15 protein-coding genes and 1 pseudogene are annotated in these 14818 nt (G+C 62.3%); 6 read left to right on the top strand and 10 right to left on the bottom strand.

Annotated elements, in window-relative coordinates:
* Positions 1 to 4 precede the first annotated feature (4 nt).
* Positions 5 to 400, top strand: coding sequence for a hypothetical protein (locus AD670_RS08680; protein ID WP_053130587.1), 396 nt, complete (start codon positions 5 to 7; stop codon positions 398 to 400).
* Positions 401 to 625: 225 nt separating this feature from the next.
* Here AD670_RS08680 and AD670_RS31640 read toward each other — a convergent pair whose 3' ends face one another.
* On the bottom strand, positions 626 to 1609 hold the full coding sequence (locus AD670_RS31640; RefSeq protein WP_172681455.1) for a hypothetical protein: 984 nt from the start codon (positions 1607 to 1609) through the stop codon (positions 626 to 628).
* Positions 1610 to 1733: 124 nt separating this feature from the next.
* Between AD670_RS31640 and AD670_RS08670 the strand changes: the two are divergent.
* The 4 genes and pseudogenes from AD670_RS08670 to AD670_RS08655 all read left to right on the top strand — a co-directional run.
* Positions 1734 to 1958, top strand: a pseudogene (locus AD670_RS08670) (alpha-D-ribose 1-methylphosphonate 5-triphosphate diphosphatase); the annotation flags it as partial.
* A complete protein-coding gene (phnN, locus tag AD670_RS08665; protein WP_053130583.1) occupies positions 1958 to 2530 on the top strand; it encodes a phosphonate metabolism protein/1,5-bisphosphokinase (PRPP-forming) PhnN in 573 nt (190 codons plus the stop codon). The pseudogene AD670_RS08670 and the gene phnN, both read left to right, overlap by 1 nt.
* A gap of 351 nt (positions 2531 to 2881) precedes the next feature.
* Positions 2882 to 3070 carry a type II toxin-antitoxin system HicA family toxin gene (locus tag AD670_RS08660; protein ID WP_053130581.1) on the top strand — a complete coding sequence of 63 codons (189 nt, stop codon included), beginning with the start codon at positions 2882 to 2884 and terminating at the stop codon, positions 3068 to 3070.
* Positions 3071 to 3081: 11 nt separating this feature from the next.
* Entirely contained in the window at positions 3082 to 3486 is a 405-nt protein-coding gene (locus AD670_RS08655; protein WP_053130578.1) for a type II toxin-antitoxin system HicB family antitoxin, read from the top strand.
* On the opposite strand, the gene AD670_RS08650 is transcribed toward AD670_RS08655, so the two are convergent.
* Entirely contained in the window at positions 3483 to 4679 is a 1197-nt protein-coding gene (locus AD670_RS08650) for an MFS transporter (RefSeq protein ID WP_082340931.1), read from the bottom strand. The two genes, AD670_RS08655 and AD670_RS08650, sit on opposite strands and share 4 nt — an antisense overlap.
* Positions 4680 to 4820: 141 nt before the next feature.
* Between AD670_RS08650 and AD670_RS08645 the strand changes: the two genes are divergently transcribed.
* On the top strand, positions 4821 to 5435 hold the full coding sequence (locus AD670_RS08645) for a DUF5666 domain-containing protein (protein ID WP_053130572.1): 615 nt from the start codon (positions 4821 to 4823) through the stop codon (positions 5433 to 5435).
* A gap of 78 nt (positions 5436 to 5513) precedes the next feature.
* Here the strand turns inward: AD670_RS08645 and AD670_RS08640 are convergent, their stop codons facing one another.
* From AD670_RS08640 to gcl, 8 genes are all read right to left on the bottom strand, one after another.
* On the bottom strand, positions 5514 to 6518 hold the full coding sequence (locus AD670_RS08640; protein WP_053130569.1) for a sulfate ABC transporter substrate-binding protein: 1005 nt from the start codon (positions 6516 to 6518) through the stop codon (positions 5514 to 5516).
* 96 nt (positions 6519 to 6614) lie between these two features.
* Complete coding sequence (locus AD670_RS08635) at positions 6615 to 7439, bottom strand: ion transporter (RefSeq protein ID WP_053130565.1); 825 nt, start codon at positions 7437 to 7439, stop codon at positions 6615 to 6617.
* 31 nt (positions 7440 to 7470) lie between these two features.
* Positions 7471 to 8346 carry an urea transporter gene (locus tag AD670_RS08630; protein ID WP_053130563.1) on the bottom strand — a complete coding sequence of 292 codons (876 nt, stop codon included), beginning with the start codon at positions 8344 to 8346 and terminating at the stop codon, positions 7471 to 7473.
* A 134-nt stretch (positions 8347 to 8480) separates the two neighbouring features.
* Positions 8481 to 9896, bottom strand: coding sequence for a pyruvate kinase (pyk, locus tag AD670_RS08625; RefSeq protein WP_053130561.1), 1416 nt, complete (start codon positions 9894 to 9896; stop codon positions 8481 to 8483).
* A complete protein-coding gene (locus AD670_RS08620; RefSeq protein WP_053130559.1) occupies positions 9886 to 11166 on the bottom strand; it encodes a glycerate kinase in 1281 nt (426 codons plus the stop codon). The genes pyk and AD670_RS08620 overlap by 11 nt, the downstream gene beginning before the upstream one ends.
* Positions 11167 to 11220: 54 nt before the next feature.
* Positions 11221 to 12111, bottom strand: a complete 891-nt coding sequence (locus tag AD670_RS08615) for a 2-hydroxy-3-oxopropionate reductase (protein ID WP_053130556.1) — start codon at positions 12109 to 12111, stop codon at positions 11221 to 11223.
* Between the two features lie 65 nt (positions 12112 to 12176).
* On the bottom strand, positions 12177 to 12959 hold the full coding sequence (hyi, locus tag AD670_RS08610) for a hydroxypyruvate isomerase (protein WP_053130553.1): 783 nt from the start codon (positions 12957 to 12959) through the stop codon (positions 12177 to 12179).
* 10 nt (positions 12960 to 12969) lie between these two features.
* A complete protein-coding gene (gene gcl / locus AD670_RS08605; protein WP_053130550.1) occupies positions 12970 to 14745 on the bottom strand; it encodes a glyoxylate carboligase in 1776 nt (591 codons plus the stop codon).
* Between the last annotated feature and the right edge of the window lie 73 nt (positions 14746 to 14818).

Genomic DNA, 14818 nt, shown 5'->3' with positions numbered 1-14818 from the left:
GCCTATGACCGCATTTGCACGCATCACCCTGCTCAGCCTGGTATTGGGCCTGAGCGCTTGTGCGGTCCACCGCCCACCGCCCGCGCCGACTGGCCCGACCATCCCGCCGTCAGGCCCTTCGACCCAGCCGAGCACCAAACCCTCGGGCCCGGTGACCCCGCCGCCGAAGCCACTGCCGACCAAATCGCCCACCTTCGCCCCACCACCGGGCGCCGCCAGCCACTGGGACGGCAAGATGCAGGTGTACGTGCTGGACGACCAGCCCGACACCTTCTACCGCCAGCGCACCTACTACCGCTGGAGTAACGGCTGGAGCCGCTCCATCAGCCCCAACGGCCCATGGGAAGACACCGACGTACAGGGCGTGCCGCCGGGCTTGAGCAAGCAGTACGTGCAATGACAAAAGGCGACCTTCGGGTCGCCTTTTTCATGCCTGTGAAACCCATTCATCCAAGCACTGAAGATCAAATGTGGGAGGGGGCTTGCCCCCGATAGCGGTATGTCAGTCAGACATTAATCGACTGAAAAACCGCAATCGGGGCAAGTCCCCTCCCACAGTGGATCTGCGCGGCACCCACAACTACGCAATCTCAATCATCTGAACAATCGCCCCCGGCGCCTCTGCTTATATGTTCATCAATTTCGCCGCGATAGCATTCCACCCCGCCGGCTCTTGGATCATGGCCAAATAATCATGACCGGCGAAGAACTGCCCTTGGAGCGTATGTTTCGCCATGATCTCCTTGATGATCAAGGTGGCAGGACCCAAGCCGGTATTGCCGGTCCGGGCGTTGAGTGCCTGGCTTCGCAGCTGGGTGGTGATCGCCGCGCCGAGCTGCATCTTTCTTTGTTCAAGCTGCTTGATCTGATCGGTTCGGGACAAGCCGGCGAGGCTGGCTTGGGGCATATCTGCGGCACTGGGGTTCTGTTCAAGAAAGGCCGCCCAGTGCAACTCCATGGCCGCCACCTTGCACAGGGCAGCGTATCGGTCGCTGACCATCAGCCGGGCCAGTTCGAGTTGGAAGCTGACCATAATGAGCGGGATTTTCCCGACCAGGCCGATGCCCGTAAATGACAGCAAGGTCGAGGTGGTCGACACGGCCATCTCTGTGCCTCGAAAGGCGAGCTTCTTGAGCTTGACCTCAATGGCCAGTTGCAGCCATTTGATCGCGTCGCTGACTTGCTCATCGCCGGCAGCGAAGGGTTGATAAGCCGCCAGCAATTTGGACAGCTGGCGCAGATGTATCGCGGTCGAGGCCGTGGCCGATGCATGCCTGACCGCATAGAACGGCATGGGAACAGGCGATATGGACGGACTCAGCGCCGGCACTGTCACCCCGGTTGCGCCAACCCCCAGGCCCTTCAATTTACGGTGTGCAAGCATCCTTTGGGTTTTCGGCGAGGGGCCGCAGTTTCCGTTTTTGACAAAGTAAGGGTTGAGTTTCAACCCGCTTTGTTCGCAGACCTTCATGTAACTCCTGGCCAGGCTGATCACTGACATGGCCGAGTGCAAGCCGGCCAGCCCGGAGAGCAGGGCAAAGAATACGTCCTCCTTGGATTGTTCTGTTCGAGCGGTGTCATGTACTTGCGCGGCTATCGAGTCAGGCACTTTTTCGTCTCCGTTGCGGGGAGAGGGATCGGGAGTAATACCCTAGGTACGTGCTTTACTACTGGCTGTAGGATTGTTCGGGTAGGCAACCCCCAGACGCCTATCAACCTTTCACAACACCCTCACCACGCATCAAGCCTTGTGCAGTTGCCAGGCTCTGAACATGAACGTGTTGATGGGCGCGTCGAACGGGGTGCGTGGTGGCCCGCACTCCGGTAATGTGGCCGCCGTCCGCATACTGGCTGATCGCGGTGAGATCGCCATGGGGCTGCGCGCGGTACAGGCCCGCAGCTGCGAAGGGCTTCCTGTGATGCAACACGCCTGGCGACAGGCGAAGAAGGTGTTTTGATGGTGGGCAGGTTGATCTATCTCATCGGGCCATCGGGTTCGGGCAAGGACAGCCTGTTGGACGCCGCACGCCCGCGTTTGGCCGAGCGCGGTTGCCGCATTGTGCGCCGCGTCATCACGCGCTCGGCGGAAGCGGTGGGCGAAGCGGCCCAGGGCGTGAGCCCGGAGCAATTCGCGGTGATGCAGGCCGACGGTGCGTTTGCCCTCAGTTGGCAGGCCAACGGCTTGTCGTATGGCATTCCCAAGGTCATCGACGAATGGTTGGCGGCAGGGGAGGACGTACTGGTCAACGGCTCCCGCGCGCACCTGGCGCAGACCCGCGCGCGCTACCCGGACGTGTTGGTGCTGTTGCTGACGGTGGATCAAGCCGTCTTGCGCCAGCGGTTAATCGCGCGAGGCCGTGAGTCTTTGGCGGATATTGAGGAGCGGCTGGCGCGCAATGCACGGTTCACCGCCGAACTGATCGCCGGCAATGGCTCGGGGCTTTTCGTGCTGGATAACTCCGGCCCACTGGAACACACGGTCGAACGCCTGCTGTGTTGCTTGGGCCAGGGGCGCTCGGCGTGCGCCTGACCTTGCTCGGCACCGGTGATGTGCGGCCTGTGCCCCGTCACCGTGTGGGATAACCGCGTGATTTAACGGTTCAACAGCTGCTCCACAAACGCCCGCGCCTTGGCACTGGCCATGCGCCTGGTGGGGAATATCGCGCGGCAATTCCCAATCGGTGAGTACCGTCTTCACCCCGCCGCTGGCCAGCTCCTACGCAAACATCCAGGTGGCCCTAAGGGTAATGCCCGGGGAGGGTCATCCATTGGCGGTTTTCAACCTGGCGCAAAACAACCGCCAGTCAGGCTGACTCATTCTGTGCTTGAGTAAAGATAACTCTAGGGTTACTTTTATTCAGGCCAAGCCAAGGAGGCTGGGGTGCAAGGCAGGCTATTGATCAAGGAGCTGCAAGAGGCGGGTTGGGTGCTGGATCGGGTCACGGGCAGTCATCATATTTTTACCCACCGCTATAACCCGTACACGATCCCGGTGCCGTATCCGAAGAAGGATCTGCCGCTGGGCACCATCAGAAGCATCAGGAAACGCGCTGGGCTGTTTCAGTTTTAAGGAGAGCATTCATGCAATACCCAATCTGTATCGAATGGGGCGATGACTTTACCGCCACCGGTATCCAGATCCCCGATATTCCAGGCGCCGTCACTGCCGGGGACAGTTTCGAAGAGGCTTACAACGCCGCCGTGGAAGTCGCGCACATCCTGCTGCAGGAGATCGCCGCAGAGGGTGGGGTGATTCCGATGCCAACGTCGGTGGCCAATCATCACGCCCACGAAGACTATGCGGGGATGGGTTGGGGCATGCTGGAGCTGGACATCTCCCCCTATCTGGGCAAGACCGAGAAGGTCAATGTGACCTTGCCCGGCTATGTCATCCAGCGCATCGACCGGTATGTGCGCGAGCACAAGGTCAAAAGCCGCTCGTCATTTCTGGCGGATGCGGCTTTGGAGAAGTTGGTGCGTTCTTAAGCGGTGGCAACAGCCGTTTGCCGCGACGCACTGAGGAACCGCAACAACGCCACCAGCGGGAACGCACTGCCCACCAGCATCACACCCAGCCAGCCGCCGTGTTCGTACACGCTGCTGGCAATCGCCGAGCCGAACGCGCCGCCGATGAAGATGCTGGTCATGTACAGCGCGTTCAACCGGCTGCGGCTGTTGGCGTCGAGGGCGTAGATGGCGCGTTGGCCGAGGACCATGTTCATCTGCACGCAGAAGTCCAGGACCACGCCGGTCACCGCCAGGCCGATCACACTGTAAAGCGGGTGCACAAAAGCCGGCAGGAAGCTCAACACCGCAAAGACCATGGCCAGCAGCGACGCGCGGTGGGTGTGGCCGGCATCGGCCAGGCGGCCGGCGATGGGGGCGGCAATGGCGCCGATGGCACCGACCAGGGCGAAGATTGCGATCTGGGTCTGGCTCAGGCCGTGGTTGCGCACCAGTTCCAGCGGCGCGGCGGTCCAGAACAGGCTGAACGTGGCGAACATGCAACCTTGGTAAAACGCGCGCTGGCGCAGCAGCGGTTGTTCACGCAGCAGGGTGCCCAGGGAGCGCAACAGCTGGCCATAGCTGGCGCTGTGGTCGGGTTGACGCTTGGGGATGGTCAGCATCAGCACCACGCTGATAAACGCCATCAATGCGGCGGCGGCCATGAACATCGCGCGCCAGCCAAAATGGTCCGCCACCAGGCTGGACACTGGCCGCGCCAGCAGGATACCCAGCAACAGGCCACCCATGATGCTGCCGACGACCCGGCCCCGGGACTCGGCAGGCGCCAGGTGCGCGGCCAGCGGGATCAGGATCTGTACCGACACCGAACTGAAGCCGATCAGCAACGACACCAGCAGGAACAGGTTCGGTTGTTCGGTAAAGGCCGCGCCCAGCAGACTGGCAATCGCCACCACGGTCGTGATGATCATCAGCTTGCGGTTTTCCAGCAGGTCACCCAAAGGCACCAGGAAGAACAGGCCGAGGGCATAGCCGATCTGCGTCAGCGACACGATCAGGCTGGCCATGGCCGGTGTGAGGCCGATGTCCGGGGCGATCAGTTCGATGATCGGCTGGGCGTAGTAGATGTTGGCGACGATGGCGCCGCAGCAAAACGCAAACAGCATCACCATCCCGCGGGTCATGGTGCTTGTAGCGTGTGGGGTAGCATTCATGGTGTTCTCATAAAAGCGAAGGAAGATGGCGAGCGAGAGTAAACACTAGACTCAACGGCGAGTAGGCCGCTTGCGGTGATATCACTTATGCCGGCTGATGATACATTCAGACACAACTGCCGAAACGGGAAATCCGATCACATGAAAATCACGTTGAACAAGATGCTCCTGGCTTCAAGCCTCGCTGCCGCGATGGCCATAGGGTTGGCGAATGCCGCCGATGGCCCGCGTGTGGGGGTACGCGGCGCAATCACCGCGATGGACGGTGATGCGATGCAGGTCAAGGTCAACAGCGGTGAAGACGTCACCGTGCACCTGACCAAGGACACCCAGGTGCGCGCCGTTACCCTGGCCAAGATCGATGAAATCAAACCTGGCAGCTACATCGGCTCGGCCGCCATGCCCAACGCCGACGGCACCTTGACGGCGTTGGAAGTGCATGTGTTCCCACCGGCCATGGCCGGCACGGGCGACGGGCATCGGGCGTTTGACCTGAAGGAAGGCAGCAGCATGACCAACGGCACCGTCGGCGACCTGGTGGTCAGCAAAGGGCGGACGTTGACCGTGAAATACAAAGGCGGCGAACAGAAGATCGTGGTGCCGGAGGATGTGCCGATCGTCAACCTGGAACCGGGAGACCGCAGCTTGCTCAAGCCGGGGGTGAAGGTGGTGTTGTTTGCGGCGCAGGGGGCGGATGGGAAAATCACTGCCCAAGCCATCTCAGCCGGCAAGGACGGCGTGACACCGCCGATGTAACTGCAACATACAGATCTAAATGTGGGAAGGGGCTTGCCCCCTCCCACATGTTGACCGAGTTTATTCAGTCAGGTCGGGTTACTGGCCGCTGTAGATCTGGTCGAAAACACCACCATCATTGAAGTGGGTTTTCTGCACGGTGCGCCAGTCACCAAAGGTCTTCTCCACCGACAGGAAGTCGACTTTCGGGAAGCGGTCGGTGTACTTGGCCAGCACCTTCGGATCACGCGGACGCAGGTAGTTGTTGGCGGCGATTTCCTGGCCTTCCGGCGACCACAGGTACTTCAGGTAGTCTTCAGCCGCCACGCGGGTGCCTTTCTTCTCGACCACTTTGTCCACCACCGACACCGGCGGCTCGGCTTCGGCGGAGACGCTTGGGTAGATCACTTCAAACTGATCACGGCCGAATTCACGCGCGATCATTTCCGCTTCGTTCTCGAAGGTCACCAGCACGTCGCCGATCTGGTTGGTCATGAACGTGGTGGTGGCGGCACGACCACCGGTGTCCAGCACTGGCGCCTGTTTGAACAGCTTGCCGACAAACGCCTTGGCCTTGTCTTCATCGCCGCCGTTCTTGAGCACATAACCCCAGGCCGACAGGTAGGTGTAGCGGCCGTTACCCGAGGTTTTCGGGTTGGGCACGATCACTTGCACGCCATCCTTGAGCAGATCCGGCCAGTCTTTCAGGGCTTTCGGGTTGCCCTTGCGCACGATGAATACGGTGGCCGAGGTGAACGGCGCGCTGTTGTTCGGCAGGCGGGTGACCCAGTTGTCCGGCACCAGTTTGCCGTTGTCGACCAGGGCGTTGATGTCGGTGGCCATGTTCATGGTGATCACGTCAGCCGGCAGGCCGTCGATCACCGAGCGCGCTTGTTTGCTGGAACCGCCGAAGGACATCTGCAGGGTCAGTTTGTCGTTCGGGTGCTCGGCCTCCCAGTGCTTCTGGAAGGCGGCGTTGTAGTCCTTGTAGAAGTCGCGCATCACGTCGTAGGAGACGTTGAGCAGAGTGACCGGGGCGGCCTGGACGGCGCCCGCCAGGGCAAGGCCGGCGGCCAGGAGAGAGGCGCTTACGAGTTTTTTCACTGCTCATTCCTTGTTGTTCGGGAGAAGAGGGGAGGCACATTGCCAGCGACTATAGCCGGGGGCACTTAGTCGCTTAAAGATTAAAAAGAACTTTGCTTATTCCACTTTCTTAAAAAGGGCGCTGCCGCAGCGCGAACAGAACGCCGCGTTGGGCTCGTGGCTGTTTTTCCTGCACACCGGGCAGTCGTGTTGCAGCTGCTCACCGCGCATGGCGCTGGCCAGTTCGGCAGTAAAAATCCCCGTGGGCACGGCAATGATCGAGTAACCGGTGATCATCACCAGCGACGAAATCACCTGGCCCAACGGCGTCTTGGGCACGATATCGCCAAAGCCCACGGTGGTCAGCGTCACGATCGCCCAATAGATGCCCTTGGGGATACTGGTGAAGCCGTGCTCCGGCCCTTCGATCACATACATCAAGGTGCCGAACACCGTCACCAGGGTGCACACGCTCACCAGGAACACCACGATCTTCTGCTTGCTGCCGCGCAGCGCCGCCATCAGGTAGTTGGCCTGCTTGAGGTACGGGCTGAGCTTGAGCACGCGGAAAATCCGCAGCATGCGGATGATGCGGATGATCAGCAGGTACTGCGCGTCGCTGTAATACAGCGCAAGGATGCCGGGCACGATGGCGAGCAAATCCACCAACCCGTAAAAGCTGAAGGCGTAGCGCAGCGGTTTGGGCGAGCAGTACAGGCGCAACCCGTACTCGATCAGGAAGATCAGCGTGAAGCCCCATTCAATGTAGGCCAGCACATCGGCGTAGTTCTGGTGGATCTGGTCGATGCTGTCGAGCATCACGATCACCAGGCTGGCGAGGATGATCAACAGCAGGATGCCGTCAAAGCGTCGCCCGGCGACGGTGTCGCTCTGAAAAACCATGACGTAGAGCCGCTGACGCCAGTCGTTGTTGCTGTCCATAAAGCCCGCCTGAATCGAATATCGAGCAAGCCTAGGGGGATTCGAAGGGGCTGTCCATGCGCGGTTTCCTGAGTATTCGGGCGCCGGCGCGTACCAGCCAGCAGGCGAGGATAAACGGCGCGCTCAGTGCAGGCAGATGCAGGGCGGCAAAGCCTGGAGTGAGGAAGATCGCCAGGAGGATGCCCAGCAGCGGCAGCCACGGTTGGCGCCGTGCCTGGCTCAGCGCCAGGGCCGCGAGAGCCGGGTTGTAGCTGTGCAGGCCGAGGAGGGCGGCGGTGGTTTCGTCGAGCAGCAAGGCAATCAGTACGCCACTGCCGGCGCCGATCACGGCCCAGACCGCGGCGCGGCGGTTCGCCAGCCACAGGCCGAGGGCAATCAGCGCGCCCGCCAGCGGCTGGTCCAGCAGCATGATTTGCGCCAGGCCGCTGAATGGCGCGCTGAGCACAGTCAGGGTCTCGGGCTCGCCCAGGGCCAAGGCACTGTGCGGGACAGTGCCCAGCAGCAGCCAGCCCAGGCCGACAAAGGGCGCGGTGTAGGCAGGCAAGTCATCAGGTTGGCTGGCGTGTTTCAACCACTGCCGCGTAAGCATTGCACTCAAGCCACCGCACGCCAGGATCAGCGGCGGCAACAACGCCGACCAGGCGAAATGCTGGCTGATCAACAGGCCCAGCAATACGCCGTTGTAGCTATAGAGACCCGCCTGGCGCTCGGCCTTGGGATAGCCGCGCCGCTGGGCCGTGAGCAACCCGGCGACACCCCCCAGCAGCGCCCCGCCAAGCAAGGCAGGGGCGCTGACCAGGATCGCCAACAGGCACAGCAGACCGCACAGCGGATGGCGTTGCAGGAAGATCTGGCTGAAGCCGTTGAGCAGGGCTTCGGCCCAGTCGGGGCAGGTTGGGTTGTGCATGATGGGTATTCAGTGAGACCGAGTTGTTCCCATCGGGGGCAAGACCCCCACACTTGATCGGGTTCACATAGTTGGATGTGTGAATGCAGTCCAATGTGGGAGGGGGCTTGCCCCCGATGGGGCCTCTACAGGCGCTAGATCAGCGTCTCTATACGCAAGGAGTTGGTCGACCCCAACTGCCCGAACGGCACCCCGGCGGTAATCACCAACGTATCCCCGCGCTGCGCCATGCCTTGGGCCTGGGCAATCTCCAGCGCGGTGGAACACACCTCATCCACCTGCCTCAGTCGATCATTGACCACCGAATGCACGCCCCACGCCACGCTTAAGCGGCGTGCGGTGGACAGGTTCGGCGTGAGGTTGAGGATCGGCGCCACCGGCCGCTCCCGCGCGGCGCGCAGGCTGGAGCTGCCCGACTCGCTGTAGTTCACCAGCACCGCCACCGGCAGGATGCTGCTGATGCGCCTGATCGCGCAGCTGATGGCGTCCGACACCGTGGCATCGGCCTTGGGCCGGCTGACGTCGAGTTGGGTCTGGTAGTCCGGGCCGTTTTCCACCTGGCGGATGATCTTGCTCATCATCTGCACGGCTTCCAGTGGGTACTCGCCCGACGCGGTCTCCGCCGACAGCATCACCGCATCCGCGCCTTCGGCCACGGCATTGGCGACATCCGTCACTTCCGCGCGGGTCGGCGCCGGCGAGAAGCGCATGGACTCCAGCATCTGCGTCGCCACCACCACCGGTTTGCCCAACTGGCGGCAGGTGCTGATGATGTCTTTCTGGATTTGCGGCACGCTCTCGGCCGGCACTTCCACGCCCAGGTCGCCTCTGGCAACCATGATCGCGTCGCTCAGCTCGGCGATTTCCCGCAGGCGTTGTACCGCCGAAGGCTTTTCGATCTTGGCCATCAGGAACGCCTTGTCGCCGATCAGCTCGCGGGCCTCGCGGATGTCTTCCGGGCGCTGCACAAACGACAGCGCCACCCAGTCCACGCCCAGCTCCAGGCCGAAGCTCAGGTCGCGGCGGTCCTTGGCGGTGAGCGGGCTGAGTTCCAGCAGGGCTTGTGGGACGTTGACGCCTTTGCGGTCGGACAACTCGCCGCCATTCAGTACGGTGGTGTCGATCGCATCGGCATGCCGGGTGATCACGCGCAGGCGCAGTTTGCCGTCGTCGAGCAGCAGGTCCATGCCCGGTTCAAGGGCGGCGATGATTTCCGGGTGAGGCAGGTTGATCCGGCGCTGGTCGCCTGGCGTCGGGTCCAGGTCCAGGCGCAGGGCCTGACCACGCACCAGTTGCACCTTGCCCTCGGCAAACGTTCCGACGCGCAGCTTCGGCCCTTGCAGGTCCATGAGAATGCCCAGCGGGTAATTGAGCTGGCGCTCCACTTGGCGAATCCAGTGGTAGCGCTGGGCGTGATCGGCATGCGCGCCGTGGCTGAAGTTGAGGCGGAAGATATTCACCCCGGCTTGCACCAGCTCGCGGATGTCATCGATACCGTCGGTGGCCGGGCCCAGGGTGGCGAGGATCTTGACCTTCTTGTCAGGCGTCATGGTTGGCAGTCTCAAGGATCAGGATGGCGCGCAAGTCATTGACATTGGTGCGGGTCGGCTCGGTAACGATCAAGCCGTCGAGGGCGGCGAAGTAGCCGTAGCCGTTGTTGTTATCCAACTCGTCGCTGGCCGACAGGCCCAGGGCTTCGGCACGCGTATAGCTGCTCGGCGTCATGATCGCGCCGGCGTTGTCTTCCGAGCCGTCGATGCCGTCGGTGTCGCCGGCCAGGGCGTACACGCCGGGCAGGCCTTTGAGGCTGTCGGTCAGGCTCAACAGGAATTCGGCGTTGCGCCCGCCACGGCCGTTGCCGCGCATGGTGACGGTGGTTTCACCCCCCGAGAGGATCACGCACGGCGCCGCCAGCGGCTGGCCGTGCTGCACGATTTGCCGTGCGATGCCGGCGTGCACTTTGGCCACGTCCCGTGCTTCGCCTTCCAGGTCGCCGAGGATCAGCGGGCTGAAACCGGCCTGGCGGACTTTCACCGCCACTGCTTCCAGTGATTGTTGTGGGCGTGCGATCAACTGGAAGTGGCTGCGGGCGAGTACCGGGTCGCCGGGCTTGACGGTTTCCGAGGCCGGGTTCTGCAACCAGCTGCGCACGGACGCCGGGGCATCGATACCGTAGCGCTTGAGGATCGCCAGGGCCTGTTGCGAGGTGCTCGGGTCGCCGACCGTGGGGCCGGAGGCGATGACCGTGGCTTGGTCGCCCGGCACATCGGAAATCGCGTAGGTGTAGACCGTCGCCGGCCAGGCCGCCTTGGCCAGCCGACCGCCCTTGATCGCCGAGAGGTGCTTGCGTACGCAATTTATCTCGCCAATGGTGGCGCCGGATTTGAGCAGGGCTTTGTTGATGGCCTGCTTGTCGGCCAGGCTGATGCCTTCGGCAGGCAGTGCCAGGAGTGCCGAGCCGCCGCCGGAGAGCAGGAAGATCACGCGATCGTCTTCACTCAGGTTGCTGATCAGTTCCAGCACGCGCTTGGCCACTGCAAGGCCGGCGGCATCGGGCACCGGGTGGGCGGCTTCGACCACTTCGATTTTCTGGCAAGGGGCGCCGTGGCCGTAGCGGGTGACCACCAGGCCCGAGACTTCGCCCTGCCAGCTTTTCTCGACGACCAGCGCCATGGCGGCTGCCGCCTTGCCCGCGCCGATCACGATCACACGGCCGCTGCGGTCGGCGGGCAGGTAGGGTTCAAGGACGTGCCGGGGGTGGGCGGCGTCGATGGCTGTGGCAAACAGCTCGCGAAGCAGGTGTTGCGGATCGACCGACATAAGCGGGCTCCCGGGTATTTTTGTTATTAGAGGTGCAGCCATTTCAAAGGGGGGTTATTTATCTCGAATCGAGAAGTTCGCCATATGCTCCAACCCCTTGATCAACGCCGAGTGGTCCCAATTCCCGCCGCCAATCGCCGCGCACGTGCTGAATACCTGCTGGGTGCCGGCGGTGTTCGGCAGGTTGATCCCCAGCTCCTTGGCACCGGCCAGGGCCAGGTTGAGGTCCTTCTGGTGCAGGTTGATGCGAAAGCCCGGATCGAAGGTGCCCTTGATCATGCGTTCGCCGTGCACTTCGAGGATCTTCGACGAGGCAAAGCCGCCCATCAGCGCTTCACGCACCTTGGCCGGGTCGGCGCCGTTCTTGGCGGCGAACAGCAGCGCTTCGGCCACTGCCTGGATATTCAGCGCGACGATGATCTGGTTGGCCACTTTGGCGGTCTGGCCGTCGCCATTGCCGCCCACCAGGGTGATGTTTTTGCCCATGCTCTGGAACAGCGGCAGCGCACGTTCGAAGGTCTGCGGCTCGCCACCGACCATGATGCTCAAGGTCCCGGCCTTGGCGCCGACTTCGCCGCCGGACACCGGTGCATCCAGGTACTGCGCGCCGGTCTCATTGATCCTGGCGGCAAACGCTTTGGTGGCTGTGGGGGAGATCGAGCTCATGTCGATCACCACTTTGTTGGGCGACAGGCCCGCCGCTACACCGTCGGCGCGAAACAGCACGTCGTCGACCTGCGGCGTGTCGGGAACCATGACGATAATGAACTCGGCTTCCTGGGCGACTTGCTGCGGGTTGGCCAAGGCGACTGCGCCGGCGCTGATCAGCTCGGCCGGTGCCTTGCCGTGGTGCTCGGAAAGAAACAGTTGATGACCGGCTTTCTGCAGGTTCGCGGCCATGGGTTGGCCCATGATGCCGGTGCCGATAAATCCGATTTTAGCCATGATGAAATCCTCTTCTTATATGGGAGTGGGCAAGCCCCCTCCCACAGGGTTTTGTGTGGTGTCGGTCAGATAGCATTGTGGGTTTTAAGCCAGCCCAAACCCGCTTCGGTGGTGGTCAACGGCTTGTACTCACAGCCGACCCAACCCTGGTAACCGATGCGGTCCAGATGTTCGAACAGGAAGCGGTAGTTGATCTCCCCCGTTCCCGGCTCATTGCGCCCAGGGTTGTCCGCCAGCTGGATGTGGTTGATCTCCCCCAGATGCGCGGCCATGGTCCGGGCCAGATCGCCTTCCATGATTTGCATGTGGTAGATGTCGTACTGCAGGAACAGGTTGTCACTGCCCACCTGTTCGCGAATCGACAGGGCCTGGGCGGTGTTGTTGAGGTAGAAGCCCGGAATGTCGCGGGTGTTGATCATTTCCATGACCAGCTTGATGCCTACTGCTTGCAGCTTGTCGGCGGCGTACTTGAGGTTGGCGACAAAGGTCTTTTCCACGGTTTCATCATCCACACCCTGCGGCCGAATCCCCGCCAGGCAGTTGATCTGGGTATTGCCCAGCACCTGGGCGTAGGCGATGGCCAGCGTGACCCCAGCACGGAATTCCTCGACCCGGTCCGGGTGGCACGCCAGGCCGCGTTCGCCCTTGGCCCAGTCACCGGCCGGCAGGTTGAACAGCACCTGGGTCAGGCCGTGGGCGTCGAGCTGGGCCTTGATGTCAGCCGAGCTGAATTCGTAGGGGAACAGGTACTCGACACCCTGGAAACCGGCATCGGCAGCGGCTTTGAAGCGAGCGAGAAAGTCCTGCTCGGTAAACAGCATGGACAGGTTGGCGGCAAAGCGCGGCATAGGGTTCTCCTTAATCGAGCAGGGAAATGGCAGTCGGTGCATCGTTGCCGACCAGGGCCAAGTCTTCGAATTCGTTGACGGCGTTGATTTCGGTGCCCATGGAAATATTGGTCACGCGCTCCAGAATGATCTCGACGATCACCGGCACCTTGAACTCCTCGATCATTTGTTCGGCCTTGCGCAACGCCGGCGCGATCTGTCCCGGTTCGAACACGCGCAGGGCCTTGCAACCCAGGCCTTCTGCAACTGCGACGTGGTCGACGCCATAACCGTTCAGCTCCGGCGCGTTGAGGTTGTCGAAAGACAACTGCACGCAGTAGTCCATTTCAAACCCGCGCTGGGCCTGGCGGATCAGTCCCAGGTAGGAGTTGTTCACCACTACATGGATGTACGGCAGCTTGAACTGCGCGCCCACGGCCAGCTCTTCGATCATGAACTGGAAGTCATAGTCGCCGGACAGCGCCACCACCTTGCGGCTCGGGTCGGCCTTGACCACGCCCAGCGCCGCAGGAATGGTCCAGCCCAACGGACCGGCCTGGCCGCAGTTGATCCAGTGGCGTGGCTTGTACACATGCAGGAACTGCGCGCCGGCAATCTGCGACAGGCCGATGGTGCTGACGTAGCAGGTGTCTTTGCCGAACACCTGGTTCATCTCTTCGTAGACCCGTTGCGGCTTGACCGGCACGTTGTCGAAGTGGGTCTTGCGGTGCAGGGTCGCCTTGCGCTGCTGGCAGTCATGCAGCCAGGCGCTGCGGTCCTTGAGCTTGCCGGCGGCTTTCCACTCGCGGGCCACTTCAATGAACATCGTCAGCGCGGAGCCGGCGTCGGACACGATGCCCAGGTCCGGGGTGAATACGCGGCCAATCTGCGTCGGTTCGATGTCGACGTGAATGAATTTACGGCCTTCGGTGTACACCTCCACTGAACCGGTGTGGCGGTTGGCCCAACGGTTACCGATCCCCAGCACCACGTCGGACTTGAGCAGCGTCGCGTTACCGTAGCGGTGGGAGGTTTGCAGGCCGACCATGCCGACCATCTGCGGGTGATCGTCGGGAATGGTGCCCCAGCCCATCAGCGTCGGGATCACCGGGATGCCGGTCAGTTCGGCGAACTCCACCAGCAGTTCGCTGGCGTCGGCGTTGATCACACCGCCACCGCTCACCAGCAACGGGCGTTCAGCCTGATCCAGCAGGGCCAGGGCCTTTTCGACCTGGATGCGCGTGGCCAATGGCTTGGCCAGGGGCAGCGGCTGGTAGGCGTCGATGTCGAATTCGATTTCGGCCATCTGCACGTCGAACGGCAGGTCGATCAGCACCGGGCCAGGACGGCCGGAGCGCATTTCATAGAAGGCTTTCTGGAACGCGTACGGCACTTGGCCCGGTTCGAGGACGGTGGTCGCCCACTTGGTCACCGGCTTGACAATGCTGGTGATGTCCACGGCCTGGAAGTCTTCCTTGTGCATGCGGGCCCGTGGCGCCTGGCCGGTGATGCACAGGATCGGGATCGAGTCCGCCGAGGCGCTGTAGAGGCCGGTGACCATGTCGGTGCCCGCCGGGCCCGAGGTGCCGATGCACACGCCGATATTGCCGGCCTTGGTGCGGGTGTAACCCTCGGCCATGTGCGAGGCGCCTTCAACGTGGCGAGCAAGGACGTGATCGATGCCACCCACCTTCTGCAAGGCCGAGTACAGCGGGTTGATCGCAGCGCCTGGGATACCGAAGGCGGTGTCCACGCCTTCACGGCGCATGACCAGGACGGCGGCTTCGATTGCTCTCATTTTGCTCATGATTTTGGTGCCTCTTGCGTTTTGTAATTGTATACAAGTGGTGTCTGGCCAAAGTGTATTCACGGCGGACGGC

This window comes from Pseudomonas sp. MIACH, assembly GCF_001269925.1.
GTDB lineage: Bacteria > Pseudomonadota > Gammaproteobacteria > Pseudomonadales > Pseudomonadaceae > Aquipseudomonas.
Note: the sequence above shows the minus strand (reverse complement) of the source record. Positions and strands in the feature narration are given on the sequence as shown.

What these genes read in the sequence shown, in the direction of transcription:
- AD670_RS08630 (WP_053130563.1), bottom strand. Translation starts at nt 8,346, where the DNA reads ATGCACAACCCAACCTGCCCCGACTGGGCCGAAGCCCTGCTCAACGGC.
- hyi (WP_053130553.1), bottom strand. Translation starts at nt 12,959, where the DNA reads ATGCCGCGCTTTGCCGCCAACCTGTCCATGCTGTTTACCGAGCAGGAC.
- AD670_RS08620 (WP_053130559.1), bottom strand. Translation starts at nt 11,166, where the DNA reads ATGTCGGTCGATCCGCAACACCTGCTTCGCGAGCTGTTTGCCACAGCC.
- AD670_RS08645 (WP_053130572.1), top strand. Translation starts at nt 4,821, where the DNA reads ATGAAAATCACGTTGAACAAGATGCTCCTGGCTTCAAGCCTCGCTGCC.
- phnN (WP_053130583.1), top strand. Translation starts at nt 1,958, where the DNA reads ATGGTGGGCAGGTTGATCTATCTCATCGGGCCATCGGGTTCGGGCAAG.
- AD670_RS08635 (WP_053130565.1), bottom strand. Translation starts at nt 7,439, where the DNA reads ATGGACAGCAACAACGACTGGCGTCAGCGGCTCTACGTCATGGTTTTT.
- AD670_RS08655 (WP_053130578.1), top strand. Translation starts at nt 3,082, where the DNA reads ATGCAATACCCAATCTGTATCGAATGGGGCGATGACTTTACCGCCACC.
- pyk (WP_053130561.1), bottom strand. Translation starts at nt 9,896, where the DNA reads ATGACGCCTGACAAGAAGGTCAAGATCCTCGCCACCCTGGGCCCGGCC.
- gcl (WP_053130550.1), bottom strand. Translation starts at nt 14,745, where the DNA reads ATGAGCAAAATGAGAGCAATCGAAGCCGCCGTCCTGGTCATGCGCCGT.
- AD670_RS08680 (WP_053130587.1), top strand. Translation starts at nt 5, where the DNA reads ATGACCGCATTTGCACGCATCACCCTGCTCAGCCTGGTATTGGGCCTG.
- AD670_RS08615 (WP_053130556.1), bottom strand. Translation starts at nt 12,111, where the DNA reads ATGGCTAAAATCGGATTTATCGGCACCGGCATCATGGGCCAACCCATG.
- AD670_RS08650 (WP_082340931.1), bottom strand. Translation starts at nt 4,679, where the DNA reads ATGAATGCTACCCCACACGCTACAAGCACCATGACCCGCGGGATGGTG.